This window comes from Sphingomonas sp. CBMAI 2297 (genome assembly GCF_029870595.1).
GTDB lineage: Bacteria > Pseudomonadota > Alphaproteobacteria > Sphingomonadales > Sphingomonadaceae > Sphingomonas.
Genome location: NZ_JAPDIR010000015.1, coordinates 75,539 through 97,429, shown reverse-complemented (window position 1 = coordinate 97,429; position 21,891 = coordinate 75,539). Strand labels below are relative to the sequence as shown.

The window sequence follows — 21,891 nt, the reverse complement described above, 5'->3', positions numbered from 1 at the left end:
AACGCTCAGGAGAGTGAGTCATGGACGCGAACCCGATCGACCCGGCGCTGGACCCCCTGTCGGCGGTACCGGGCCCGGATGAGGAAACCAAGCGCACGGCCGCCCGATCGGCCGATGCCGGCACCGACGAATCGATTGCCGAGCGGCTGGCGCGCAACCCGGAAAGCAAGGAAGCGCGGCTCGACCGGGCGCTCGACGAGTCGATGGATGCGTCGGATCCGCCCGCTTCGACCCAGCCGGTGCATAGCCATCGCGGCGGCGATCTTCCCGAAAGCTCGGGCTATGATCCCAGGAAGGAAGCCCGGCTGGCCCAGGGTGACGGCAAGGGCGTGATCGGCCGGATCCTGTCGAAGATCGGCCTCGGCTGAGGCCGGCAATGGCGGCCGCGCCCGCCATGCCCGCGACAGGCTGGCGCGCCAACCTCGTCATCTATGCGGCGCTCGCCGCCAATCTCGGAATCGCGGCCGCCAAGTTCGTGGCGGCCGCGATCACCGCATCCTCCTCGATGCTCACCGAGGGCGTGCACAGCCTGGTCGACACGGGCAACCAGGCGCTGCTGCTCTATGGCCAGTATCGGGCGAAGCGCCTGCCCGACCGGGATCATCCTTTCGGCTATGGTCGCGAGCTCTATTTCTGGGCATTCATCGTCGCCATCCTGATCTTCGGGCTGGGCGCCGGCGTCTCGATCTACGAAGGCTGGAGGCACATCGCCGCGCCCGAGCCGCTGCGCGATCCCCTGGTCAATTATGTCGTGCTCGCCATCGCCTGCGTGCTGGAAGGGGCGAGCTGGTGGGTCGCGATGCGCGCGTTTGCGGCGCGCAAGGGCGATCTCGGCTGGTGGCGGGCGATCCGGGAATCGAAGGACCCTTCCGGCTTCATCGTGCTGTTCGAGGATTCGGCGGCGCTGGCCGGACTGGCCGTGGCGGCAGCCGGCGTGTGGGCGAGCCATCACTGGGGCGATCCGCGGATCGACGGCTGGGCCTCGATCGCGATCGGCGTGATCCTGGCCGTGGTGGCGATGCTGCTGGCGCGCGAATCCAAGGGGCTGCTGATCGGCGAGCGTGCCAATCTCGACATGGTGGCGCGGATCCGCGCGCTGCTCGAAGCGGAGCCGTGCATCACTCATGTCAACCATGTCCGCACCATCCACACCGCGCCCGACCGCATCTTCGTGGCGATCAGCGCCGATTTCGCCGACGCGCTGCCGATGGGCGAGGCGGAGACGCTGATCGAGCGGCTCGAGCAGCGGCTAAAGGCGCAGGAGCCGAAGCTAAGCTCGATCTATATCCGGCCCGAGAAGCGCGAGGACGCGGTGGATGCGCTGGCGATGGGATGAGCCCGGGCTTGCTTCGTCACCCCGCTCTCGCGGGGATGGCGAGAGAGGGAATATTTGAGCCCTCGGCTTGGGCCGTATCGGCATTTGGAACGAAGCAGCCGAGCTCGTCGCGTTGCTCGCCACCCCGGCCTTGTGCCTGGGAGACGGATATGGGCGAAGCAGACACTCTAGATCCGCCCGCAATCGTTCGGCGGCCTTGCTCCGGCGAAGCGCGCGTCGATCCAGTCGAGCGTGGTCCTGGCGGCGCCGGCGTCGCGTGCGGCGGCGCCATGGTCGCCGCCGGGCAGCGAGATGTAGCGCAGCGGCGCGCCGGCGCGGCAGCGCTGGCGGGCAAAGGCGAGCGTCACGGCCGGCGCGACCACGGTGTCGGCGCTACCTTGCGCGATCAGCAGGGGGCCGGGCACCGCGCCGGGCGCGACGCTGTTGGCGCGGGCGATGCCGGCCCAGGGCGGGGTGCTGCCCATGTCCTTGCTGCGCAGCGCGCCCCGGATCGCCGCGATGCCGAGGATCGTGCCGAGCCGCGGCTTCTTGCCGAGCTCGACGCAATTGTTGCGCGCCAGGCGGGTGGCGACCCCGGCATTGGTCTTGTTGAACAGGCTGGAGAGCGGATGGCCGAAATGCCGCGACCAGCTATAGGCCGCATAGGCCGCCAACATCGCGCGGACATTGGCATCGCTGCCCGAGCGGAGATTGGCGGCGAGATCGGTGGGCGGCGCGGCGGCGGCGGTGCCGAGCAGGCGCAGCTCGGGCGCATAGCGCGCGGCCTCCGCCCCGGTCCACAGCGCCGCGTGCCCGCCCTGCGATTCGCCCCAGACCGCGAAATCGGCGCCGGCCCGGGCCTCGCGCAGCGACCGGGCGGCGCGCACCGCATCGAGCACCGCGCGCGCGGTGTCGATGCCGATCAGATAGGGATGGGCCATGGGCGAGCCGAGCCCCGGATAATCGGGCGCGACCACCAGATAGCCGCGCGCGATCATCTCGGCGAGCGCGGGTGTCGCCTGCCAGAAATCGGGGCTCAGCGACGGCGCGCATCGCTCGACCACGCCCCAGGTGCCGTGGGTCCAGGCGATCACCCGGCGCGGCGCGGGCGAGGGCACGCGATCGCGCGGGGCGACGATCATGCCGGTGACGCGGATCGCGCGGCCCTGCGCGTCGCTGGTCCAATAAGCGATGCGCCAGCTGCGCATCGCGTCCGTCCCGCCGGAGACCGGCTCGGCGGAGATCAGCGTGCCGGGAGACTCCGCTTGCCTTTGGGCAGGCCTCTGGGCGAGCGCCGTGGCGGGCAGGGCGATGAGGAGCAGGATGGCGGACAAGAGGGTGCGTAGCATGACGAGCCTCCTTCGACGCGCCGCTTATCCCAGATTGCGGGCTTGGCCTCAACCGGTGCCGGCCGGGCGGTCAGGCGCGCATGCCCGCTTCCGTCACGATCCATTCCCGGAACGCGAGCATCGCCGGGCCGGGCGTGCGCGACTGGAGCCAGGTGAGCCAGTAGCGGCCGGTCGAGACTTCGAGCGCGAAGGGGCGGACGAGCCGGCCTTCGCCCAGATGGCGGGAAAGCATCGCCGGCGGGGCGAGCGCGACGCCCATCCCCTGGATAGCCGCCTCGGCCATCGCCAGCGAGCTGTCGAACACCGGGCCGCGCAGCGGCGGCGGCGCGATGCCGGCCTGGGCGAGCCAGCGCGGCCATTCATCGGCGCGGTAGGAACGCAGCAACGGCAGGCCGAGCAGGTCCGTAGGCGTGGCGAGGCGCGCGGCGAGCGCGGGCGTGCAGAGCGGCGTGAGCGGCGTCTCGACCAGCGGCACCGCCTCGGTGCCGTGCCAGGCGCCGGCGCCGAAGCGGATGGCATAGTCGAGCCCTTCGCCGGCCAGGTCGACGCGGTTGTTGTTGGTGAACAGGCGCAGGTCGATGCGCGGATGCGCGGCATGGAAGGCGGGAAGGCGGGGAAGCAGCCAGCCGGTGGCGAAGGTGCCCACTGCGGCGACCGAGAGCAGCTGCGCGGCGGTGCCGCTGGCGATGCTCTCGACCAGTTCGGCGATGCGATCGAAGCTGTCCCCCAGCGCCGGGAGCAGCGCCAGCCCCTCGTCGGTGAGCGCGAGCCCGCGCGGCAGGCGGCGGAAGAGCTGGGTGCCGAGGCGCTGCTCCAGCCCCTTCACCTGATGGCTGATCGCGGCTTGCGTGACGCACAGCTCGACCGCGGCGCGAGTGAAGCTCAGATGCCGGGCCGATGCCTCGAAGGCGCGCAGGGCATTGAGGGGCAGGTGAGGACGGACCATCGGGCACGGAGCATAAGTTCAGCTAATGCAGGGCGCCAGATGGCGCGGCGCTATTCCCAGCCTTGCTCGGTCCGGGCCGCGGCCGGGAGCTTCTCGAAGCGTTGCAGCGCGGGATCGAGATAGTCCCAGGGCTGCGCCGCCGCCGTCCACAGCGCGACGCGGGGCGCGAAGCGTTCGGGCGCGTCGAGCGTGGCGGGGCTGACGATGAACAGCTCGGGAATGTCGGGGAAGGTCATATAGACCGGCGCCCCGCAGGTGCCGCAAAAGGCCCGGCTCTTGCGTGTGCCCTGTTCGCCGGTCGTCTCCCAGCGGCTGGGCGTGCCGGTGGTGCGGACATCGGCGCCGAAGAAAGTGAGGTGCGAGCTGTGGCCGGTGCCGCTGGCGAGCTGGCACTGGCGGCACTGGCAATGGTTCATGTCGACCGGCTCGCCGACGACTGCATAGCCGATCGCGCCGCACGCGCAGCGGCCGGTATAGGGCGGGCTTCCGGACATGGTCGGCTCCTTTCTCGATCGCGGCTCAGCCGACCTCGGCCTCGGCCGCGACCGTGCCGACCTGCTTCACCACCTTTTCCCAGCCATGGCGCATGTTGGTGAACGCGGTCTCGTTGCGTGGCAGCTCGAAGCCGGAATGGGTGAGGCGCAGCAGCGTGCCGCCCGCCACCGCCGCGAGATCGAAGGTGACCACCGTGTCGAGCCGCGAACCATAGCCCTGGTTCGCGGCATGGCCGCCGGCCCAGCTATAGGCGAACCGGGAATTGGGGACGATGGTGAGCACCTCGCACTGGATCGTGCCGTCCCATTCGCCCGCGGGGCTGGTCTGATAGGTGAAGCGATTGCCCACCACCGGCTCGAAGCCCCTCGGCTCCATCAGCCAGCGCCCCATCAGTGCGCCGCTGGTCAGCGCTTTCCAGATCACTTCCGGCGCGTGGGGAAGCAGTTCCTCGACGAGGATCTGCCGGGTGACGGTATCGGCTTCGGTCATGGGTCGATTTCCTTGAGCAGGCTGCGGAGGTCGGAGAAGCGATCGCGCCAGAACAGGTCATAGTGCCGCATCCAGTCGAACAGCGGATCGAGGCCGTCGGGCCGCGCGCTGTAGAAGACCTGGCGCCCCTGCGGCCGCTCGGCGACCAGCCCGGCCTGTTTCAGCGATTTCAGATGCTGCGAGATCGCCCCCTGGGTGACGCCGCTGCCGCGCGTGAGCTCGGCCACGCTGATCTGGTCGCTGCGCACGATCCGCTCGAACACCGATCGCCGGGTGGGATCGGCGAGCGCGCGCATCACGGTATCGAGGGGGGGCGCCTGGAGCATGTCGAATCAATTAGTAATCGCTAATGCATTAGTCAATGCTAATTTATTGGCGCCGTGGCGGACCCGTGCGGTCGATGCGTCATCGCGGGTGGCTTTCATGGCGGCGACCCGCTAGGCTGCGGCCATCGCTGGCAGTTGCGTTCGTAGGCGCCAGCGGCTGAGAGACCTCCGTGCTCCCGCTTACGCAAGGGGGAGCAGCGCATTGGGCCTCGACACGCCGCCGAAGGATCCGGCCGGAGAAGATGCCGCCAAGCCGGTGCGCACCACCGGCTTCCGGCGCAAGTTCACCGAAGCGCGGCTCTCGCCCGATGGGATGGAGCGGCAGGGCCGCGTCGTCCGGATCGCGTTCGAGGCACTGGGGCGCGAGGGCGCCACTGCCTTTCTCAATGGACCAGACGATGCGTTGGGCGGCCGCCCCCTCGACCTTGCCATAGCAAGCGCCGACGGATTGGCGGCCGTCGAGCAGGCGATCGCCGCCCGCCGCGAGACGCGGTGAGGCGCGGCGCGGCGCGCGGTGCCGTCACCGTCGTCAGCCCCGAACTGATCCGTGCGCATGCGACGCTGCAACGGGGCTCGCATTTTCTGGGGCTCGGCCTGGGCGGGCCCGGCGCGGCGCCGCGCGCGATCGAGGGGCGCTATCGGGCGAAAGTGATCGGCAATGGACTGCGTGAGCTCGATCGCTTCCTCAATCTGCTGGTGGGCGAAACGGCGCGCTGCCGCGGCATCACCCTGCCCGGAGGCGAGCGCAATACCGCGAACAAGCTCGCCCGGCTGCGCCATGCGCTTCGCGTGCCCGATCCGGACCATGCCCGGCTCGTGGCGCTGGGGCGTTCGCGCAACTGCCTGTTCCACTGCGCGGGCACGGTACGGCGCGGCGACGGCGACGGCGAAGCGGTGATGACCACGGGCTGGCACGGCGAGGGCGGGGGGCTGCGGCGCGTCCCCGTCGGCGCGGAGCTTGTCCTGTCCCCCGCCGAGCTTTCCGAAATCTGCCTTTTCTATCGCGACATCGCCGATCGCCTGCTCGCCGAGGCGCGCGGCCCAACGAATGGAACTCCATGAACCCGAGCAACCCGCATCATTATGCCATCCGCATCGAAGCGGCCGACATCGACGCGCTGGGGCATGTGAACAACGCGATCTACCTGCGCTGGGTGCAGGCTGCGGTGGTCGACCATTGGGAGCGGCTGGCCCCGCCCGAGGCGGTGGCGGCGCATCGCTGGGTCGCCGTGCGGCACGACATCACCTATCGCAAGCCCGCCTTCCTCGCCGACGCGCTGATCGCCACGGTGGTGCTGGAGTGCGTGCGGCGTGAGAGCGCCTTCTACGGCACGGTGATCCGTCGCGGCACCGAGACGCTGGCCGAAGTGAAGTCGCGCTGGTGCTGCCTCGACGCCGCCACGCTTCAGCCCGCGCGGCTGGCGGCGAGCACGGTGGCCTGTTTCCTGCCGCCGGCCGAGATGGCCATCGCTCCCTAGGGCCAGGCCTTGGCCGGCAAACCCGTCATCCTCGCGCAGGCGGGGATGGCAGGTGGGGATAACGGTGGAGGGAATATGAGGCCCCAGCCCCGGTTTGGTGGCCCGCCTTTGCCTCCCCCGCGCCGGGTGTTTTGACTTCAGGTTGTTATACCTATAGGGGGTATAGGTATGGCTCACCTCTCTCATGGTAACGACGCGCTGCTGGCGCGGGTTCGCCGGATCGGCGGGCAGGTTGGCGCAGTCGAGCGGGCGATGCAGGGCGGCGCGGACTGTGCCGAGATCCTGCAGCTCGTCGCGGCGGTGCGCGGGGCAGTCAACGGACTGCTCGACGAGATCATCGCCGACCATCTCCAGGCGCATGTCGCGCATCCCGATCTCAGCGACGCCGAGCGCGCGCGGGGCGCCGAGGACCTGCTGGCGGTGATCCGCCGTTACTCCAAATAGGATTCCCCATGGCGACCCTGCCCGAAATCGATGCGCTGGCGCACGATCACGTCTTCCTCGGCGCCGCGCACGACGCGAATGCGCGGCGGACCCTGTGGGTGGTCTGGCTCACCGCGGTGATGATGGTGGGCGAGATCGCCGCCGGCTATTGGACCGGATCGATGGCGCTGCTCGCCGATGGTTTCCACATGGCGACGCATGCCGGCGCGCTGGCCGTCGCGGCGGCTGCCTATGCCTATGCGCGGCGGCACGCGCACAGCGCCGCCTACAGCTTCGGGACGGGCAAGGTGGGCGACCTGGCCGGCTTTGCCTCGGCGATGGTGCTCGGGCTGATCGCGCTGGGGATCGGCGTGGAATCGGTGCTGCGGCTGTTCGAGCCGATCAAGGTGGCGTTCGGTGAGGCGACGATCGTCGCGGTGCTGGGGCTGGCGGTGAACCTGGCCAGCGCGGCGCTGCTCTCCGGCGGGCACCATCACGGCCATGCGCATCATCATGACCATCACCACGATCATGGCCATCACCACGACCATGGCCATCACCATCACCGCGGCCACGATAACAATCTGCGCTCGGCCTATATGCACGTCCTGGCCGATGCGCTGACTTCGGTGCTGGCGATCGCGGCGCTGCTGGCCGGTCGCTATCTCGGCTGGGCCTGGATGGACCCGGCGATGGGGATCGTCGGCGCGGTGGTGATCGCGCGCTGGTCATGGACGCTGATGCGCGATACCGCCGCGGTGCTGCTCGACCGGACCGACGATCCCGTCGCCGCGGAGGTGCGCGCGCTGGTGGAGGCCGGGGGCGATGCCCGGATCACCGACCTGCACGTGTGGCGCGTGGGGCCCGAGGCGCGCGCGGCGATCGTGAGCGTGGTGGGCGCCGATGCGGAAACGGTCCGCGCCTGGCTGGCGCCGGTGCACGAACTGGCGCACCTCACCGTGGAATGCCGCTGACGCCGCGCCCGGCGCAAGGCCGGGCGCGGCGCGTGGCGTTCAGTCGATGGCCTCGATGCCCTGGGCCTGGAGGCGCTCGATCGCCGCTTTCATGTGCTTCAACTGCTCGGGCGAATGGCCCTGCCACTCGGCGACTTCACCGACCACGCGGAGCGGCGCGCGCGAGCGGTAGGACAGGGTGGGGTTGCCGGGGAATTTCTGGTCGGTGAGGTTGGGATCGTCGACGATCCCGCCGGTCGGCTCGACGATGTAGATCCGTTCGCGCCCCGGGCCCCGGGCCAGCTCGGCGCCCCAGGTCGCCGCCTCGAGCGTGCCGGTCAGATAGACCCAGGACGCATTCTTCCGCGCGCCATAGTTGGAGGCATGGCCGGCGGCGATCAGGTCGCCGGGGCGCAGGTCCGCGCGGGTGCCGTGATAATAGGTCATGTGGTGCTGCTCCCTCGTCTGCGAATCGAGGGCAGCCTCATGGCGCAGGGACCCCGGCTTGCCGCAAGTCCGGTTCCGGGTTAGACAATGATAGTGGGAAGAGGCCGTGGCGAATCGCTGGCATCCCCCAGCTCCCTCCATCGCGCAGGCGATCGATCACGGCGGTTGAACCACCACCAGGCGATGCCCGCCGGCACGCCGTAGCAGAGGCCGGGATCGGCGCGCTCGATCGCCCAGGGCCGATAGGTGCCGAAGAACAGCAGGCGATCGATCGCATGATAGGCGAGCTTGCCGGCCAGGCCGCCGCATACCGCCGCGACCAGCCCCATCCAGGGGCGGTCGCGCCAGCGGTGGAGCAGGCGCGCGGCGGGAATGCCGAAGACCGCCAGGCCGAGCGCGACGAAGGGGAGCGCGATCAGCCCATAGACCGCGAGGAGCAGGGCTATCGCCCCGGCATCCGGCCAGCCGAAGCGGTCCGGTTCCAGCGACCAGGCGAGCCCGCCCTGCAGCGTGATGCCACCATAGGCGCCGGCCAGCACGGCGCTCAGGAATGCGGGCAGGCGGCGCGGGTGCGCCGGGCTGTGTGCGTTCGGATCGGTCATGCCGGCGCGGAGGCCTATTTCTTGAGGACATCCAGTGCCGCCGCGGTCATCGCCTCGGTGGCGGTGCCGATCACGGCTTCGGCGTCGGGCGCCCAATAGGGGCTGTGGAGCGAGGGGAGGGGCTTCCTGCCATTGTCGGACGCCGCCCATTTGTCCGCCGGGACGCCGCCCACCCAGAAGATCAGGCTCTGGATCGACTGGTCGGCCAGCCAGTAGCGGCTGAAATCCTCGCCGCCCATCACGGCCTTGGTTTCCACCACCCGGTCCTTGCCGAAGCGCGCCGTCCACAGCGCCTTCATCTGGTCCGACAGCGGCTGGGTGTTGAAGGTGGCGGGTGTGAAATTGTCGCGGACCTTGACCTCGGGCATGCGGTCCTCGGGGACCCCCGCGGCAATTGCCTCGCCCTTCGCGATCCGGGCGATGCCGTCGAGCAGCAGCTTGCGGACCTCCGGCTTGAAGCTGCGCACAGTGAGCAGCATCGTGACGTCGCTGCCGATGATGTTGTGCGTGGAGCCGCCCTTGATCATCCCGACGGTGACGACGGCGGCCTCCTGCGGATCGACTTCGCGGCTGACCAGCGTCTGGAGCGACGTGACGATGCGCGCGGCGAGCACGATCGGATCGCGGGTGGTCTGCGGATAGGCGCCATGGCCGCCGACGCCCTTTACCAGCACGTCGACCGAATCCACATTCGCCAGGGCATAGCCCGGCGTCACCCCGATCTGGCCGGCGGGCTGGCTGGCGCTGTCGTGGAAGGCGAGCGCGACCTGCGGCTTGGGGAAGCGGGTGAACAGTCCGTCCTCGATCATCGCCCGGGCGCCCATGCCGCGCTCCTCGGCGGGCTGGGCGATCATGACGACGGTGCCGTGCCATTTCGCCTTCATCGCGGCCAGGTTGCGCAGCGTGCCGATCCAGCTCGCCATATGCGTGTCATGGCCGCAGGCGTGCATCACGCCGGTCTCGATCCCCTCGTCATTGGTGGCGCGCACCGTGGAGGCGAAGGGCAGGCCGGTGGCCTCGGTGACCGGCAGGCCGTCCATGTCGGCGCGGATCAGCACGACCGGGCCGGGGCCGTTCTCGAGCACCGCGACCACCCCGGTGCCGCCCACTTTCTCGGTGACCTTGAAGCCGGCCTTGCGCGCTTCCTCGGCGAGCTTGGCGGCGGTCTTCACTTCGTGGAGGCTGAGTTCGGGGTTGGCGTGGAAGTCGCGATAGAATTCCATGAGCTGGGGCAGCGCGGCCCTGGTCGCGTCGTGCACCGGATCGGCGGCGGAGGGCGTGGAAAAGCTCATCGCTGTTGCGAGAAGGAGGTATCGAAGCATAAAGTTCCCCGCTGCATGGAGGCGCGAATGTTGCGTGGGGATGCCGGGCTGTCAAACCTCTCGCGCCGGGCGCTGCTCGCCGGCGCCGCGCTGCTGGCGCTGCCGGCCCGGGCCCGGGCGGCCGAGGATTTCGCGATCGACTGGCAGGGCGGCGAGCAAACGCCGGCGATCGCCGCATCGCTCGCCGCGCAGATCGCGCTGGTGAAGGCGCTGCGGGTGTCGGACGCGGCGCGGGATTTCTTTGCGGCGCAGGTGATCACGGTGGACCTCCAGCCGGGCACTAGGACGCGGGCGGGGCCGCGCGGCGTGTTCTTCGCGCGCGAGACGCAGCCGGCGGAGAATCCGGTGCTGCTCCATGAGCTGATCCATCGCTGGCAGCTGCTCCGGATGCCGGGCGGGCAGCAGAATCCGGATGTGCTGCGCTTCTATCGCGAGGCCCAGGCGAGCGGGCGCTGGCAGGCCCAGGCCTATATGCTGACCAACCCGTTCGAATTCTTCGCAATGATGGCGAGCGTGGTCCTCCACGGCACCGCCGCGCGCCCGCCCTTCCGGCGCGAGAATGTGAAGGCGAAAGCGCCGGAACCCTACGCGTTCATCGTGAAGGAGTTCGGGCTGGCGGTTTAGGGGAAGCGGGGGCGAATCTTTGGATAGTCGCTTGCGGCCAGGCCCCCTCCACCACGCGCTGCGCGCGCGGTCCCCCTCCCCCGCTTCGCGAGGGAGGAATTGAAGGGGGGCGGTATCGAGTTGTATCCAAATTCCTCCCTCGCTCGCAGAGCGGGGGAGGGGGACCGCCGGCGTAGCCGGTGGTGGAGGGGGAAGCACCGATGGAGCTGAAGGGAGGCCCTGGCGGCAAGCGCGGTGCGCGCAAGCGGCGCCGCGAGATGAGCTTTCCGGAGGTCCTGCTCTGGCAGGAACTGCGCAAGGAGCCCGGCGGCTGGTATTTTCGCCGGGAGCACCCTGCGGGGCCGTATTTCCTCGATTTCTACTGCGCCAAGGCGAAACTGTGCGTCGAGGTGGACGGCGAAGCCCATGCCCGGGGCGATCGACCGGAGCGGGATGCCCGGCGAGATGCTTGGCTGGCCGGGCACGGGGTCAGGGTGCTGCGGGTCCCCGCGGCAGAAGTGCTGTGCGATCTCGATGCCGTGTTGCGGCATATTCTCGACGTGATTGCCGGGACATAGCTCCTCCCCCGTTTCGCAAGGGAAGACCTTTCACCCCGCCGGCGTCAGCTCGATCACATCCAGCTTCGATTCGAACCCCGGATAGGGCAGGACCAGCCGCCAGCGCCGCTCGCCGATGCGCTCGATATAGCCGATCATGTCGCGCGTCTGGTCGACGCCGTAGCGCAAGGGCGCGGTCTCGTCGCCCAGGACCATCACGCCGATGAACATCGGGCGCGCATCGGTGTTGGTGTAGATCAGCCCGTCGGGGCGCTGCGTGCCGTCGAGGCGGGCGAAATGCGTCTCCCGGCCCTGCACGGTGATCTGGCACCGGCCGGCAGGATAGGCCGCGAAATAGGGCGTGAGCGGCTGCTGCGAGCCGAGCTTGAAGGTGCGGCAGCGATATTCGCCCGCGGGCGGCATCGCGGCGCCCAGCGCGCGATCGGGATCGAACAGGTCCGGCTCCGCCGCGATCGCCGCCGGCGCCGCCGCCTTGGCCGGCGCGAGCGCGTCGTCCCAGGCGCGGCGCCAGTTGCGGATGCGATCGGCATCGTCCTCGGTCATCACCTTGCGCCAGCTCCAGCCGGCGGGCGGGCGCGTGGCGGTGGCGTCGCGATAGACATTGCAGCCGGTGAGCCCGAGCGCGAGCAGCGCGGCGGCGGCGATCCCCTTCATTCTTCCAAGCCCCTTCCTCAGGCCGCGGTCCAGCCGCCGTCGATCGAATAATTGGCGCCGGTGATCTGCGCCGCCTCGTCCCGGCACAGGAAAAGCACCAGCGCAGCCACCTGTTCCGGCTGGACGAACTCCTTGGTCGGCTGCGCATCGAGCAGCACGTCGTTGATCACCTGCTCGCGCGTCATGCCGCGAGTCTTCATGGTGTCGGGGATCTGGTTCTCGACCAGCGGGGTCCAGACATAGCCCGGCGAGACGCAGTTCACCGTGACGCCGCTGGTCGCCACTTCGAGGGCGATCGTCTTGGTGAGGCCGGCGATGGCGTGCTTGGCCATCACATACGCGCTCTTGTTGGGGCTGGCGACCAGGCTGTGGGCCGAGGCGGTGGAGATGATCCGGCCCCATTTCTGCGCCTTCATGAACGGCACCGCGGCGCGCGTCATGTGCCAGGCCGACGACATGTTGATCGCGATGATCGCGTCATATTTGTCGATCGGGAAATCCTCGATCGGCGAGACGTGCTGGATGCCGGCATTGTTGATGACGATGTGCGGCCCGCCCAGCTCGTCATGGCAGCGCTGGACCATCGCCGCGATCTGATCGGGCTTGGTCATGTCGGCGGCGTCGTAGAGCGCCTTGGCGCCGCTCGTCGCCTCGAGCGCGGCGCGCTCCTTCTCGATCGCCGCGGCGTCGCCGAAACCGTTGATCATCACGCTCGCGCCCTCGGCCGCCAGCGCCTTGGCATAGGCGAGGCCGATGCCCGAGGTGGAGCCGGTGATGATCGCGGACTTGCCCTTGAGGAACATGGAATACTCCTAACGCTGCGTCAGATCGAAGGCGGCGGTGTTGCCGTCGAGGATGTTCTCGGCGACGAGCCGGGCATTGGCCATGGTCTCCGCCACCGCCATGCGGCCGGCCTGCCAATGCTCGTGCATCGAGCGCGCCGAGAATTCGAAGTCGCGCGCGCCGCCCTCCCAGGCATTGGCGCGATAGATCAGGTGGACGAGGCTGACCGGATATTCGGAGACCCGGGCGCGGACCGCCTGCACCTCGGGATCGTCCAGCAGCTCGGGCGGCAGCTTGTTCAGCAGGCGGCAGACCATCTGGCGCTCCTGGCGCAGCCGCATCCGCTCGTCCGAGACGGCGCGGGTGCGGCTGGAGAAGCGAATCTCCTTCTCGCGCGCCAGCACGTCGGTGATGGTGCGGGGCAGCTCGTCGGCGGCGGGGAACAGGTCGACCTGGAAGATCAGCGTCTCGGCATCCTGCCGGTCGAGGACATGGGTGAGCGGCGTGTTCGAGACGAGGCCGCCGTCCCAATACCAGCAGCCGTCGATCTCCACCGGCGGCAGGCCGGGCGGCAGCGCCCCCGACGCCATGATGTGGCGCGCGTCGAGCCGCTCGTCGCGCGTGTCGAAATAGCGGAAATTGCCGCTCTTGATGTCGACCGCGCCGACCGAGAGGCGCACCGGCCCCTTGTTGAGCAGTTCCCAGTCGACCAGCCGGTCGAGCGTCTCGCGCAGGGGGGCGGTGTCGTAGAAGCTCAGCGCCTCGGGCGTGCCGGGGACGGCGAAGCCGGGCGGCAGCAGGCGCGGGCGGAAGAAGCCGGGCACGCCGCCCAGCATGACCATGCCGGCCGCCCATTCGTGGCTCAGCTCGCGCGCGGCATCGTTCATCGGCAGCGAGAAATCGGGAAGGGCGGCGGTGGCGTCCTCCCAGAAGGTGCGGATCGCGGCGATGCGCTTCTCGGGCGGATTGCCGGCGAACAATGCCGCATTGACCGCGCCGATCGAGATGCCGGCGACCCAGTCGATCTCGATGCCGGCGCCCTGCAGCTCGTCGATCACGCCCGCCTGATAGGCGCCGAGCGCGCCGCCGCCCTGCAGCACCAGCGCTACCGTGTCCGGCAACGGGAGGCCGGGAGCCTGGCGGCGGGGACGTGACTCGGCGTCTGCCATGCGCCTGCCTTGGCCGAAACCATGCGCCGAGGGAAGTGCCTGTTTCGCGTTGGTTGGTGCGTGCAACGCAACGCCGCTTGGGGCATTGTCGCGGCGCGCCAACGAAGAGGGATGCCATGCGGCTCGACGATATCGACCCCACCGACAATGCCCAGGACCTGGGAAGCGGCGGCGGCGGGGGTGGCGGCGGCTTCGGGCTGCTGGGACTGCTGCCGCTGCTGCTCGGCCGCGGCATGGGCTGCGGCAGCATCGCGATCATCGGCCTGATCGCGATCGCCTGGTTCGCGATGGGCGGCGGCGGAGGCGGCGGATTGCTCGGCACGTCGGGCGGCGATGGCACCGCCGGCCAGTCGCCGACCGCCGGGCAGAGCGGGCGGCAGGTCTGCCAGGGCGAGCTCCGCCTCGAATCGTGCCGGGTGATGCGGCTCGCCGACGATACCTGGGCGGCGATCTTCCGCGAGGAAGGCAAGCAATACCGGCCGGCGACGATCAAATTCTACCGGGGCAGCGTCCAGTCGGGCTGCGGCGCGGCGAGCTCGGCGGTCGGGCCCTTCTACTGCCCGGCGGATCAGGGCGTGTATCTCGACACCAGCTTCTTCCAGGAGCTGGAGCAGCGCTTCGGCGCGAAGGGCGATTTCGCCCGCGACTATGTGATCGCGCACGAGATGGGGCACCATGTCCAGGACCTGCTGGGCGTCTCGGGCGAAGTCTCGCGGCGCCAGGCGCGGGCGAGCCGGGCCGAGGGCAATGCGCTGTCGGTGCGGCTCGAGCTGCAGGCGGACTGCTATGCCGGCGTCTGGGCGGCGCGCAACAAGGACCGGATCGAGCCGGGCGACGTCGAGGAAGGCATGACCGCCGCCAACGCGATCGGCGACGACACGCTCCAGCGCCAGGCCCAGGGCACCGTGGTGCCCGAGAGCTTCACCCATGGCACCTCGGCCCAGCGCGTGGCCTGGCTGCGCAAGGGGCTGGAAACGGGCGATCCGGCGAAGTGCGACACGTTTTCGGGGAATATCTAATCTTTGTCATCCCCGCGAAGGCGGGGATCCAGGGCAACGGAGCGATGCCCTTCGCGACTCTGGATCCCCGCCTTCGCGGGGATGACGGTTGGGGGGTGACGCGCTAAGCCACCGCCATGACCGAAGAGATTCAAGCCGCTCCGGAAGCGCCGCCCCGCCCGGCGCTCGCCTATCACCACACGCCCGGCACCGGGCCCATGGTGCTGTTCCTGTGCGGCTATGCCTCGGACATGCAGGGCACCAAGGCGCTCCATCTCGAGCAATGGGCCCGGGCGAGCGGCCGGGCCTATCTGCGCTTCGACTATGCCGGCTGCGGCGCGAGCGAAGGCGATTTCGAGGCCGAGACGCTCGCCAGCTGGCGCGACGACGCGATCCGGATGATCGACGAAGTGGCGCGCGGGCCGGTGGTGCTGGTCGGCTCGTCGATGGGCGGCTGGATCATGGCGATGATCGCCAAGGCGCGGCCGGAAATGGTCGCCGGCATGGTCGGCATCGCGGCGGCGCCGGACTTCACCGACTGGGGCTTCACCATGGAGCAGAAGCTGGCGCTGCTCCAGACCGGACGGATCGAGACGCCCAACGACTATGGCGACCGGCCGACCGTCACCACCCGCGCCTTCTGGGCATCGGGCGAGGCGAACCGCGTGCTCGTCCAGCCGATCGCCTGGGGCGGCCCGGTGCGGCTGCTGCACGGGCAGAAGGACAAGGAAGTGCCCTGGGAGCATGCGCCGCGGCTGGCGGCGGCTATCCGTTCAGACATGGTGCAGACTCTGCTGGTCAAGGACGCGGAACATCGATTCTCGCGCGAGCAGGACCTGGCCCTGATCGTGCGCGCGCTCGAGGAAGTGCTCGCCCTATGCTCCCTTTCCTGATCCTCGCCCTCCAGGCCGTGCCCGCCACTGCGCCGGCACAGGCTGCCTCCGCGCCCGCGCCCACCGCGCCGGAGAAGGAGCCGCCGCGCTTCACCCAGTGCATGGACCTGGCGACCGGCGATCCGGTGAAGGGCCAGGCGGACGCGATCCAGTGGCGCACCACCGGCGGCGGCGTGCTCGCGCGCCAGTGCCTGGGCGTCGCCTATGCGAACCAGGGGAAATGGGCGGCGGCGGCCGGCGCGTTCGAGGATGCGGCGCGCGAGGCGGAGACCGGCAAGGATCCGCGCGCGCCCAATTACTGGGCGTCGGCGGGCAATGCCTGGATCGCGGCGGGCGATCCGACCAAGGCACGCGCGGCGATCGACGCGGCGCTGGCGACCGGCACGCTGGCCGGGCTCGAGCTGGGCGAGGCGCATCTCGACCGGGCGCGGGCGATGGTCGCGGCCGGCGACATGGAGGCGGCGCGCAGCGACATCGACAAGGCGCTCACCTATGCCGACAAGGATCCGCTCGCCTGGCTGCTCTCCGCGACGCTGGCCCGGCGCGCGGGCGACCTGGGCCGGGCCGCCCGCGATATCACCGAGGCGCTGCGGCGCGCGCCCGACGATCCCTCGGTCCAGCTCGAGGCGGGCAATGTCGCCGCGGCGAGCGGCAACGAAGCCGATGCGCGGACCGCCTGGAACCGGGCGATCGAGCTGGCGCCGGGCACCGGCATCGCCAGCGCGGCCCGCAAGGCGCTGGAGCAGTTCTCGGCGACGGAGAAATGACATCGCTTCCCCTCCCTTGCAGGGAGGGGAGTGGAGCGCCTATCTCCCGCCGCATGCGCTACCTCCACACCATGATCCGCGTGACGGATCCCGACGCCACGATCGCCTTTTTCGAGCTGCTGGGCCTCAGGCAGGTGCGGCGGATGGACAGCGAGCAGGGGCGCTTCTCGCTGATCTTCCTCGCCGCCGACGAGGATTCGAAGGGCGAGGGCCAGCGCGCCGATGCCGAGGTGGAGCTCACCTGGAACTGGCCGGCCGAGGACGGCAGCCCGGCCGAAGTCTATACCGGCGGGCGCAATTTCGGGCATCTCGCCTATCGCGTCGACAATATCTACGAGACCTGCCAGCGGCTGATGGACGGCGGCGTGACGATCAATCGCCCGCCGCGCGACGGTCACATGGCGTTCGTCCGCACGCCCGACAACATCTCGATCGAGCTGCTCCAGGCGGGCGACCGGCTGGCCCCGGCCGAACCCTGGGCCTCGATGCCCAATATGGGGCAGTGGTAGGTTTTCTCGAGGCGCTCGGGGCGCGGGCCCCGATCGTGCAGGCGCCCATGGCGGGCGCCGGCGGCGCGGCGCTGGCGATCGCGGCGCTGCGGGGCGGCGCGGTGGGATCGCTGCCCTGCGCGATGCTGACGCCCGCGCAGCTGGCCGCGCAGGTCGCCGAAGTGCGGGCCGCCGCGAAGGGGCCGCTCAACCTCAATTTCTTCTGCCACCGGCTGCCCGAGCCGGCGCCCGACGACAGCGCCTGGCAGGCATTGCTCGCGCCCTATTATGCCGGGGAAGGTGTGCGGCCCGGTCCGCCGCCGCCGCTGCGCCGGCCCTTTGACGAAGCGCTGTGCGCGGCGGTGGAGCAGGCGCGGCCGGCGATCGTCAGCTTCCATTTCGGGCTGCCCGACGTGGCGTTGCTGGCGCGGGTGCGCGGTGCGGGCGCACGGGTATTCGGCAATGCGACGACTGCCGAGGAGATGCGCTGGCTGGCCGCGCGCGGCGTCGACGCGGTGATCGCGCAGGGAGCGGAAGCCGGCGGGCATTCGGGCTGGTTCCTCGGCTCCGGGCACCGGCCGACTCCGCTGGCCGAGCTGCTGGCCGAGAAGATCGCGGTGCCGGTGATCGCCGCGGGCGGCATCGTCGACGGCGCGGACATCGCCCGGGCGCTGGCGGCGGGGGCGAGCGCGGTGCAGCTGGGTACCGCCTTTCTCGCGGCGCGGGAGAGCAGCATCGCGGCGCCGTTCCGCGCGCTGCTGGGCACCCGGGTGCCGACCGAATTCACCAATTTGTTCTCGGGCCGCGAGGCGCAGGGCATCGTCAACCGGCTGATGCGCGAACTGGGCCCGATCCGGGAGGAGGTGCCCGCCTTCCCCTATGGCTCCAACGCGCTCGCGCCGCTGCGCGCGCATGCCGAGGCGGATGGCCGGGGCGATTATTCGCCGCTCTGGGCCGGGACCGGCGTCGCGCGGGTGCGGGCGATGGGAGCGGAGGAACTGATCGGCACGCTCATCGCGGAACTGGCGCAGGCGCGCGCGGGCGCCTAGTCTGCCGCCATGCTCCAGATCGTCCGCATTCCCGCCCTCAGCGACAATTATATCTGGCTGGTCCACGACCCCGCCTCGGGCGAAACGATCGTGATCGATCCCGCCCAGGCCGAGCCGGTGCTCGCCGAGTCGGACGAGCGCGGCTGGGCGATCACCGCGATCTGGAACACCCATTGGCACCCCGATCACACGGGCGGCAATGCCGGGATCAAGGCGCGCACCGGCGCCGAAGTGATCGCGCCGGCGGCGGAGGCGGCGAAGATCCCCACCGCGGACCGGCTGGTCGGCGAAGGCGACGCGGTGCGCCTCGGCGATCATGTCGCGCAGGTGCTGGAAGTGCCGGCGCACACCGCGGGGCACATCGCCTATCATTTCGCCGGGGACGCGGTGGTCTTCGTCGGCGACACGCTGTTCGCCATGGGCTGCGGCCGGCTGTTCGAGGGGACGGCGGAGCAGATGTTCGCCAACATGCAGCGGCTAGCGCAACTGCCGCCCGAGACCCGGGTCTATTGCGCGCACGAATATACCCAGTCGAACGGCCGCTACGCGCTGGTCGCCGAGCCGGACAATGCGGCGATCCGCGCGCGCATGGCCGAAGTGAACGCGGCGCGCGCGGCGGGCGAGGCGACGGTGCCGACGACGATCGGCCAGGAACTCGCCACCAATCCCTTCCTGCGCGCCGCCAGCGCCGCCCAGCTCGCCGAGCGGCGTGCGGCGAAGGATGCTTTTTGATCGGCGAAGCGTTATGATGGCGGGGTCGGGGGCGACAGGAGAATAGAGATGTTCCGCTTCGCCATTCCCGCTGTCCTCACCTTTGCCGCCGCCTGTGCCGCCAATGCCGCGATGCCGCAGCGCGCCGCCGACCGCGACGAGGCCAAGATCGCCAAGACGCTTGCCGGGCTGACTCCGGGCAAGCCGCAGGACTGCATCCCGCGCGAGCGGATGGGCGAGACCCAGGGCTTTCCGAACACCATCCTCTATATCGAGGGCCGCAAGAAAGTGTGGCGCAACGACGTGACCGGCAGCTGCACCGGGCTGGCGAACGACGATCTGATGGTGGTCGAGAGCACCTCCGGCCAGCTGTGCCGCGGCGACATCGTCCGCACGCGCTCGCGGCTGGGCGGCGGCATGCTGACCAGCAGCTGCGCGCTCGGCAGCTTCGTGCCCTATAGCAAATGAGGAGAGCCGGGATGCGCGCACCCATCATCGCCGCGATGCTCGCGCTGGCCGGCTGCGCCGCCAGCAGCGAGATGCAGGCCTCGCAACAGGCCGAGGCGCGGAACGACCTGGCGCGCGCGCTCGGCGACCGGGTGCCGGGGACGCCGCGCGACTGCATCAGCGTCTCCGATTCCGACGGCCCGCAGATCATCGACGACCGCACCATCCTCTACAAGCCGGTGGGGCGGACGCTGTGGCGCAACGACCTGGCGAGCAGCTGCCCGGGCCTGCGGCCCTACACCACGCTGATCGTCGAGGTGCACGGATCGCAGCTCTGCCGGAACGACCGGTTCCGCGCCCTCGATCCGGGCTCGAGCATTCCGGGCGCCTATTGCATGTTCGGCAAGTTCACGCCGTACGAGAAGTCAAAGTAACGCCCCTCGCCCGCGAAGCGGGGAAGGGCTTCACTTCGCCACGCCGAGCCGGTCCATCACGAAGCCGAGATATTCGGCCTGCTGGCGATAGCGTTCGAACCGGCCCGACTTGCCGCCATGGCCGGCCTCCATGTTGATGCGGAAGACGAGCGGGTTGGCGTCGGTCTTCCTCGCGCGCAGGCGGGCGACCCATTTGGCCGGCTCGTAATATTGCACCTGACTGTCCCACAGGCCGGTGGAGACGTACATCGCCGGATAGGCCCGCGCCGCGACATTGTCGTAGGGCGAGTAGCCCAGCATATAGTCGTAATAGCGCTTCTCGGCGGGGTTGCCCCATTCGTCGAACTCGCCGGTGGTGAGCGGGATCGATGTGTCGAGCATGGTGGTGACCACGTCGACAAAGGGCACCTGCGCGACGATCACGCGATAATCCTGCGGCGCCATGTTGGCGATGCCGCCCATCAGCAGACCGCCGGCGCTGCCGCCCATCGCGGCGACGCGACCCTTGGCGGCATAGCCCTGATCGACCAGGAAGCGGGTCACGTCGATGAAATCGGTGAAGCTGTTCTTCTTGTTGAGCACCTTGCCCTGGTCGAACCATTTGCGGCCCATTTCCTGCCCGCCGCGGATATGGGCGATGGCATAGACCATGCCGCGATCGAGCAGGCTGGGCAGCATCGGCGAGAAGGCGGGATCGGTCGAATAGCCGTAGCTGCCATAGGCATATTGGAAGAGCGCGGCGGTGCCGTCCTTCGCCAGGCCCTTCGCCCGGACCAGGCTGACCGGAACCCTGGTGCCGTCGCGCGCGGTGGCCCAGACGCGTTCGGTGACGTATTTCGCCGGATCATAGCCCGGCACCGGCTGGACCTTGAGCACGCGGCGCTCGCCGGTCTTGTAGTTCACTTCGTACGTGGTGGTCGGCGTCACCAGCGAATCATAAGTGTAGCGCAGCCATTCGCTGCCCGGCTCCTCGTTGGTGCCGAGCGCCATGGTATAGGCGGGCTCGTCGGCCGCGACCGGGAAGGGCTTGGCGCCGGGGACCAGGATGCGCAGCTTCTTGTTGCCCTCGGCGCGCTCCTCGACGGCGAGGAAGCCGTTGAAGGGCTTGAAGTCCTCGATGAAGGTGTCGCCGCTGGCGGGAACCAGGTCCTTCCATGCCGCACGGCCATGGGCGAGATGCGCGTCGCCCGCCGTCATCAGCCGGTAGTTGGGCGCCTGCCAGTTGGTGCGGACGATCCAGCGGTCGCCGAGATGATCGGCCTGATAGAGGAAGTCGCGCTCGCGCGGGGCGACCACCGCGAAGCCGGCGGGGTTCGCGGCGGGGGCGCAGCGCTGCTCGTCGCTGACCGTGCTGTGCAGATAGATGCAGACATACCGGTCGTCGGTCGTGCGGCCGACGCTCATATAATAGGTATCGTCCTTCTCCTCGTAGATCAGCCGGTCCGCCGCGGCGGGCGTGCCGAGGACGTGCGCCTTCACGCGCTTGGAGAGCAGGGTGACGGGATCCTTCTCGAGGTAGAAGATCGTCCGGTTGTCGCCGGCCCAGGCCACGCCGCCCTCGACATTGGGGATGCTGTCCGCAAAGGTCTCGCCGGTCGCGAGGTTCTTCACCTGCAGCACATATTGGCGGCGGCCGACGGTATCGATCGTATAGGCGAGCAGCCGGTTGTCCGGGCTCACCGCGCGGCCGGCGATCTGGAAGAAGCTGTGGTCCTTGGCCATGGCCGGCTGGTCGAGGATCACTTCCTCGGGCGCCTCCAGGCTGGCCTTGCGCCGCGCGACGATCGGATAGTCGGCGCCGGCGGCGAAGCGGGTGTAGTAATAATAGCCGCGCTTCAGATAGGGGACCGAGCTGTCGTCCTGCTTGATGTGCCCGACAATCTCGCCATAGACCTTGTCCGCCAGCGGCTTCTCGGCGGCGAGCACGGCGTCGGCATAGGCGTTCTCGGCCTTGAGATGGGCCAGCATCTCCGGATTCTTCCGCGTATCGTCGCGCAGCCAGTAATATTCGTCGTTGCGGGTGGCGCCGAAGGGCGCCTTGACCTGATGCGGCTTCTGCGCGGCGACGGGCGGGACCGGGGCGGGCAAGGGTGCGGTCTGGGCGAGCACGGGAAGCGCCGTGCCGGCGGCGAGCAGGGCGGCAGTGGCGAGCAGGCGCGTCATGGCGGTTCC

General features: G+C 69.7%; 28 protein-coding genes and 1 pseudogene. 17 read left to right on the top strand and 12 right to left on the bottom strand.

What is annotated here, in order from left to right; genetic code table 11:
- The first annotated feature begins 20 nt into the window (after positions 1-20).
- Positions 21-368 carry a hypothetical protein gene (locus tag OMP43_RS18525; RefSeq protein WP_280281014.1) on the top strand — a complete coding sequence of 116 codons (348 nt, stop codon included), beginning with the start codon at positions 21-23 and terminating at the stop codon, positions 366-368.
- 8 nt (positions 369-376) lie between these two features.
- Positions 377-1,336, top strand: a complete 960-nt coding sequence (locus OMP43_RS18520; protein WP_280281013.1) for a cation diffusion facilitator family transporter — start codon at positions 377-379, stop codon at positions 1,334-1,336.
- A gap of 167 nt (positions 1,337-1,503) precedes the next feature.
- On the opposite strand, the gene OMP43_RS18515 is transcribed toward OMP43_RS18520, so the two are convergent.
- From OMP43_RS18515 to OMP43_RS18495, 5 genes are all read right to left on the bottom strand, one after another.
- Positions 1,504-2,664: a lipase family protein gene (locus OMP43_RS18515; RefSeq protein WP_280281012.1), complete on the bottom strand. Its 1,161-nt coding sequence runs from the start codon at positions 2,662-2,664 to the stop codon at positions 1,504-1,506.
- Positions 2,665-2,734: 70 nt separating this feature from the next.
- Entirely contained in the window at positions 2,735-3,610 is an 876-nt protein-coding gene (locus OMP43_RS18510; protein WP_280281011.1) for a LysR family transcriptional regulator, read from the bottom strand.
- Positions 3,611-3,660: 50 nt separating this feature from the next.
- Complete coding sequence (locus OMP43_RS18505) at positions 3,661-4,104, bottom strand: GFA family protein (RefSeq protein WP_280281010.1); 444 nt, start codon at positions 4,102-4,104, stop codon at positions 3,661-3,663.
- A gap of 25 nt (positions 4,105-4,129) precedes the next feature.
- Positions 4,130-4,594, bottom strand: a complete 465-nt coding sequence (locus tag OMP43_RS18500) for an SRPBCC domain-containing protein (protein ID WP_280281009.1) — start codon at positions 4,592-4,594, stop codon at positions 4,130-4,132.
- On the bottom strand, positions 4,591-4,920 hold the full coding sequence (locus OMP43_RS18495; RefSeq protein WP_280281008.1) for a metalloregulator ArsR/SmtB family transcription factor: 330 nt from the start codon (positions 4,918-4,920) through the stop codon (positions 4,591-4,593). The genes OMP43_RS18500 and OMP43_RS18495 overlap by 4 nt, the downstream gene beginning before the upstream one ends.
- Before the next feature lie 202 nt (positions 4,921-5,122).
- Here OMP43_RS18495 and OMP43_RS18490 point away from each other — a divergent pair, with 202 nt between their 5' ends.
- The 5 genes from OMP43_RS18490 (at position 5,123) to dmeF (ending at position 7,795) form a co-directional block, all read left to right on the top strand.
- The gene (locus OMP43_RS18490; RefSeq protein WP_280281007.1) at positions 5,123-5,416 is read left to right on the top strand and encodes an antitoxin Xre/MbcA/ParS toxin-binding domain-containing protein; all 294 of its coding nucleotides are present in this window, start codon (positions 5,123-5,125) and stop codon (positions 5,414-5,416) included.
- The gene (locus OMP43_RS18485) at positions 5,413-5,982 is read left to right on the top strand and encodes a hypothetical protein (protein ID WP_280281006.1); all 570 of its coding nucleotides are present in this window, start codon (positions 5,413-5,415) and stop codon (positions 5,980-5,982) included. The genes OMP43_RS18490 and OMP43_RS18485 overlap by 4 nt, the downstream gene beginning before the upstream one ends.
- Positions 5,979-6,398 carry a thioesterase family protein gene (locus OMP43_RS18480; protein ID WP_280281005.1) on the top strand — a complete coding sequence of 140 codons (420 nt, stop codon included), beginning with the start codon at positions 5,979-5,981 and terminating at the stop codon, positions 6,396-6,398. The genes OMP43_RS18485 and OMP43_RS18480 overlap by 4 nt, the downstream gene beginning before the upstream one ends.
- 168 nt (positions 6,399-6,566) lie before the next feature.
- Positions 6,567-6,842: a metal/formaldehyde-sensitive transcriptional repressor gene (locus OMP43_RS18475; RefSeq protein WP_280281004.1), complete on the top strand. Its 276-nt coding sequence runs from the start codon at positions 6,567-6,569 to the stop codon at positions 6,840-6,842.
- An 8-nt stretch (positions 6,843-6,850) separates the two neighbouring features.
- On the top strand, positions 6,851-7,795 hold the full coding sequence (dmeF, locus tag OMP43_RS18470) for a CDF family Co(II)/Ni(II) efflux transporter DmeF (RefSeq protein ID WP_280281003.1): 945 nt from the start codon (positions 6,851-6,853) through the stop codon (positions 7,793-7,795).
- A gap of 39 nt (positions 7,796-7,834) precedes the next feature.
- On the opposite strand, the gene arr is transcribed toward dmeF, so the two are convergent.
- From arr to OMP43_RS18455, 3 genes are all read right to left on the bottom strand, one after another.
- A complete protein-coding gene (arr, locus tag OMP43_RS18465; RefSeq protein WP_280281002.1) occupies positions 7,835-8,221 on the bottom strand; it encodes an NAD(+)--rifampin ADP-ribosyltransferase in 387 nt (128 codons plus the stop codon).
- 80 nt (positions 8,222-8,301) lie between these two features.
- On the bottom strand, positions 8,302-8,823 hold the full coding sequence (locus OMP43_RS18460) for a hypothetical protein (RefSeq protein WP_280281001.1): 522 nt from the start codon (positions 8,821-8,823) through the stop codon (positions 8,302-8,304).
- Between the two features lie 14 nt (positions 8,824-8,837).
- Complete coding sequence (locus OMP43_RS18455; RefSeq protein WP_280281000.1) at positions 8,838-10,115, bottom strand: amidohydrolase; 1,278 nt, start codon at positions 10,113-10,115, stop codon at positions 8,838-8,840.
- Positions 10,116-10,172: 57 nt separating this feature from the next.
- Between OMP43_RS18455 and OMP43_RS18450 the strand changes: the two genes are divergently transcribed.
- Positions 10,173-10,769, top strand: a complete 597-nt coding sequence (locus OMP43_RS18450) for a hypothetical protein (protein WP_280280999.1) — start codon at positions 10,173-10,175, stop codon at positions 10,767-10,769.
- A 200-nt stretch (positions 10,770-10,969) separates the two neighbouring features.
- Positions 10,970-11,326 (top strand): endonuclease domain-containing protein, encoded by a 357-nt coding sequence (locus tag OMP43_RS18445; RefSeq protein ID WP_280280998.1) that lies wholly within the window; start codon positions 10,970-10,972, stop codon positions 11,324-11,326.
- A 30-nt stretch (positions 11,327-11,356) separates the two neighbouring features.
- Here the strand turns inward: OMP43_RS18445 and OMP43_RS18440 are convergent, their stop codons facing one another.
- Genes OMP43_RS18440 through OMP43_RS18430 form a run of 3 tightly spaced genes read right to left on the bottom strand, consistent with a single transcriptional unit; the run spans position 11,357 to position 13,932 of the window.
- The gene (locus tag OMP43_RS18440; RefSeq protein ID WP_280280997.1) at positions 11,357-11,980 is read right to left on the bottom strand and encodes a DUF4893 domain-containing protein; all 624 of its coding nucleotides are present in this window, start codon (positions 11,978-11,980) and stop codon (positions 11,357-11,359) included.
- A 17-nt stretch (positions 11,981-11,997) separates the two neighbouring features.
- Positions 11,998-12,783, bottom strand: coding sequence for a 3-hydroxybutyrate dehydrogenase (locus OMP43_RS18435; RefSeq protein ID WP_280280996.1), 786 nt, complete (start codon positions 12,781-12,783; stop codon positions 11,998-12,000).
- A gap of 9 nt (positions 12,784-12,792) precedes the next feature.
- Entirely contained in the window at positions 12,793-13,932 is a 1,140-nt protein-coding gene (locus OMP43_RS18430; RefSeq protein ID WP_280280995.1) for a patatin-like phospholipase family protein, read from the bottom strand.
- 116 nt (positions 13,933-14,048) lie between these two features.
- On the opposite strand from OMP43_RS18430, the gene OMP43_RS18425 reads away from it, so the two are divergent.
- The 8 genes and pseudogenes from OMP43_RS18425 (at position 14,049) to OMP43_RS18390 (ending at position 19,719) form a co-directional block, all read left to right on the top strand.
- Positions 14,049-14,951 (top strand): neutral zinc metallopeptidase, encoded by a 903-nt coding sequence (locus OMP43_RS18425; RefSeq protein WP_280280994.1) that lies wholly within the window; start codon positions 14,049-14,051, stop codon positions 14,949-14,951.
- A gap of 116 nt (positions 14,952-15,067) precedes the next feature.
- A complete protein-coding gene (locus OMP43_RS18420) occupies positions 15,068-15,823 on the top strand; it encodes an alpha/beta hydrolase (RefSeq protein WP_280280993.1) in 756 nt (251 codons plus the stop codon).
- Positions 15,808-16,590, top strand: a complete 783-nt coding sequence (locus tag OMP43_RS18415; protein ID WP_280280992.1) for a tetratricopeptide repeat protein — start codon at positions 15,808-15,810, stop codon at positions 16,588-16,590. The genes OMP43_RS18420 and OMP43_RS18415 overlap by 16 nt, the downstream gene beginning before the upstream one ends.
- 16 nt (positions 16,591-16,606) lie before the next feature.
- A pseudogene (locus OMP43_RS18410) lies at positions 16,607-17,099 on the top strand (VOC family protein).
- A complete protein-coding gene (locus tag OMP43_RS18405) occupies positions 17,093-18,127 on the top strand; it encodes a nitronate monooxygenase (RefSeq protein WP_280280991.1) in 1,035 nt (344 codons plus the stop codon). Before OMP43_RS18410 ends, OMP43_RS18405 begins: the two are co-directional and overlap by 7 nt.
- A gap of 9 nt (positions 18,128-18,136) precedes the next feature.
- Positions 18,137-18,859: a hydroxyacylglutathione hydrolase gene (gloB, locus tag OMP43_RS18400; protein ID WP_280280990.1), complete on the top strand. Its 723-nt coding sequence runs from the start codon at positions 18,137-18,139 to the stop codon at positions 18,857-18,859.
- Between the two features lie 48 nt (positions 18,860-18,907).
- Positions 18,908-19,306, top strand: a complete 399-nt coding sequence (locus OMP43_RS18395) for a hypothetical protein (RefSeq protein ID WP_280280989.1) — start codon at positions 18,908-18,910, stop codon at positions 19,304-19,306.
- A gap of 11 nt (positions 19,307-19,317) precedes the next feature.
- Complete coding sequence (locus OMP43_RS18390) at positions 19,318-19,719, top strand: DUF6491 family protein (protein WP_280280988.1); 402 nt, start codon at positions 19,318-19,320, stop codon at positions 19,717-19,719.
- 30 nt (positions 19,720-19,749) lie between these two features.
- Here OMP43_RS18390 and OMP43_RS18385 read toward each other — a convergent pair whose 3' ends face one another.
- Entirely contained in the window at positions 19,750-21,882 is a 2,133-nt protein-coding gene (locus tag OMP43_RS18385) for a S9 family peptidase (RefSeq protein WP_280280987.1), read from the bottom strand.
- Between the last annotated feature and the right edge of the window lie 9 nt (positions 21,883-21,891).

What these genes read in the sequence shown, in the direction of transcription:
- gloB (WP_280280990.1), top strand. Translation starts at nt 18,137, where the DNA reads ATGCTCCAGATCGTCCGCATTCCCGCCCTCAGCGACAATTATATCTGG.
- dmeF (WP_280281003.1), top strand. Translation starts at nt 6,851, where the DNA reads ATGGCGACCCTGCCCGAAATCGATGCGCTGGCGCACGATCACGTCTTC.
- OMP43_RS18475 (WP_280281004.1), top strand. Translation starts at nt 6,567, where the DNA reads ATGGCTCACCTCTCTCATGGTAACGACGCGCTGCTGGCGCGGGTTCGC.
- OMP43_RS18510 (WP_280281011.1), bottom strand. Translation starts at nt 3,610, where the DNA reads ATGGTCCGTCCTCACCTGCCCCTCAATGCCCTGCGCGCCTTCGAGGCA.
- OMP43_RS18430 (WP_280280995.1), bottom strand. Translation starts at nt 13,932, where the DNA reads ATGGCAGACGCCGAGTCACGTCCCCGCCGCCAGGCTCCCGGCCTCCCG.
- OMP43_RS18525 (WP_280281014.1), top strand. Translation starts at nt 21, where the DNA reads ATGGACGCGAACCCGATCGACCCGGCGCTGGACCCCCTGTCGGCGGTA.
- OMP43_RS18415 (WP_280280992.1), top strand. Translation starts at nt 15,808, where the DNA reads ATGCTCCCTTTCCTGATCCTCGCCCTCCAGGCCGTGCCCGCCACTGCG.
- OMP43_RS18395 (WP_280280989.1), top strand. Translation starts at nt 18,908, where the DNA reads ATGTTCCGCTTCGCCATTCCCGCTGTCCTCACCTTTGCCGCCGCCTGT.
- OMP43_RS18450 (WP_280280999.1), top strand. Translation starts at nt 10,173, where the DNA reads ATGTTGCGTGGGGATGCCGGGCTGTCAAACCTCTCGCGCCGGGCGCTG.
- OMP43_RS18445 (WP_280280998.1), top strand. Translation starts at nt 10,970, where the DNA reads ATGGAGCTGAAGGGAGGCCCTGGCGGCAAGCGCGGTGCGCGCAAGCGG.
- OMP43_RS18495 (WP_280281008.1), bottom strand. Translation starts at nt 4,920, where the DNA reads ATGCTCCAGGCGCCCCCCCTCGATACCGTGATGCGCGCGCTCGCCGAT.
- OMP43_RS18480 (WP_280281005.1), top strand. Translation starts at nt 5,979, where the DNA reads ATGAACCCGAGCAACCCGCATCATTATGCCATCCGCATCGAAGCGGCC.
- OMP43_RS18505 (WP_280281010.1), bottom strand. Translation starts at nt 4,104, where the DNA reads ATGTCCGGAAGCCCGCCCTATACCGGCCGCTGCGCGTGCGGCGCGATC.
- OMP43_RS18440 (WP_280280997.1), bottom strand. Translation starts at nt 11,980, where the DNA reads ATGAAGGGGATCGCCGCCGCCGCGCTGCTCGCGCTCGGGCTCACCGGC.
- OMP43_RS18455 (WP_280281000.1), bottom strand. Translation starts at nt 10,115, where the DNA reads ATGAGCTTTTCCACGCCCTCCGCCGCCGATCCGGTGCACGACGCGACC.
- OMP43_RS18425 (WP_280280994.1), top strand. Translation starts at nt 14,049, where the DNA reads ATGCGGCTCGACGATATCGACCCCACCGACAATGCCCAGGACCTGGGA.
- arr (WP_280281002.1), bottom strand. Translation starts at nt 8,221, where the DNA reads ATGACCTATTATCACGGCACCCGCGCGGACCTGCGCCCCGGCGACCTG.
- OMP43_RS18460 (WP_280281001.1), bottom strand. Translation starts at nt 8,823, where the DNA reads ATGACCGATCCGAACGCACACAGCCCGGCGCACCCGCGCCGCCTGCCC.
- OMP43_RS18435 (WP_280280996.1), bottom strand. Translation starts at nt 12,783, where the DNA reads ATGTTCCTCAAGGGCAAGTCCGCGATCATCACCGGCTCCACCTCGGGC.
- OMP43_RS18420 (WP_280280993.1), top strand. Translation starts at nt 15,068, where the DNA reads ATGACCGAAGAGATTCAAGCCGCTCCGGAAGCGCCGCCCCGCCCGGCG.
- OMP43_RS18520 (WP_280281013.1), top strand. Translation starts at nt 377, where the DNA reads ATGGCGGCCGCGCCCGCCATGCCCGCGACAGGCTGGCGCGCCAACCTC.
- OMP43_RS18385 (WP_280280987.1), bottom strand. Translation starts at nt 21,882, where the DNA reads ATGACGCGCCTGCTCGCCACTGCCGCCCTGCTCGCCGCCGGCACGGCG.
- OMP43_RS18390 (WP_280280988.1), top strand. Translation starts at nt 19,318, where the DNA reads ATGCGCGCACCCATCATCGCCGCGATGCTCGCGCTGGCCGGCTGCGCC.
- OMP43_RS18515 (WP_280281012.1), bottom strand. Translation starts at nt 2,664, where the DNA reads ATGCTACGCACCCTCTTGTCCGCCATCCTGCTCCTCATCGCCCTGCCC.
- OMP43_RS18500 (WP_280281009.1), bottom strand. Translation starts at nt 4,594, where the DNA reads ATGACCGAAGCCGATACCGTCACCCGGCAGATCCTCGTCGAGGAACTG.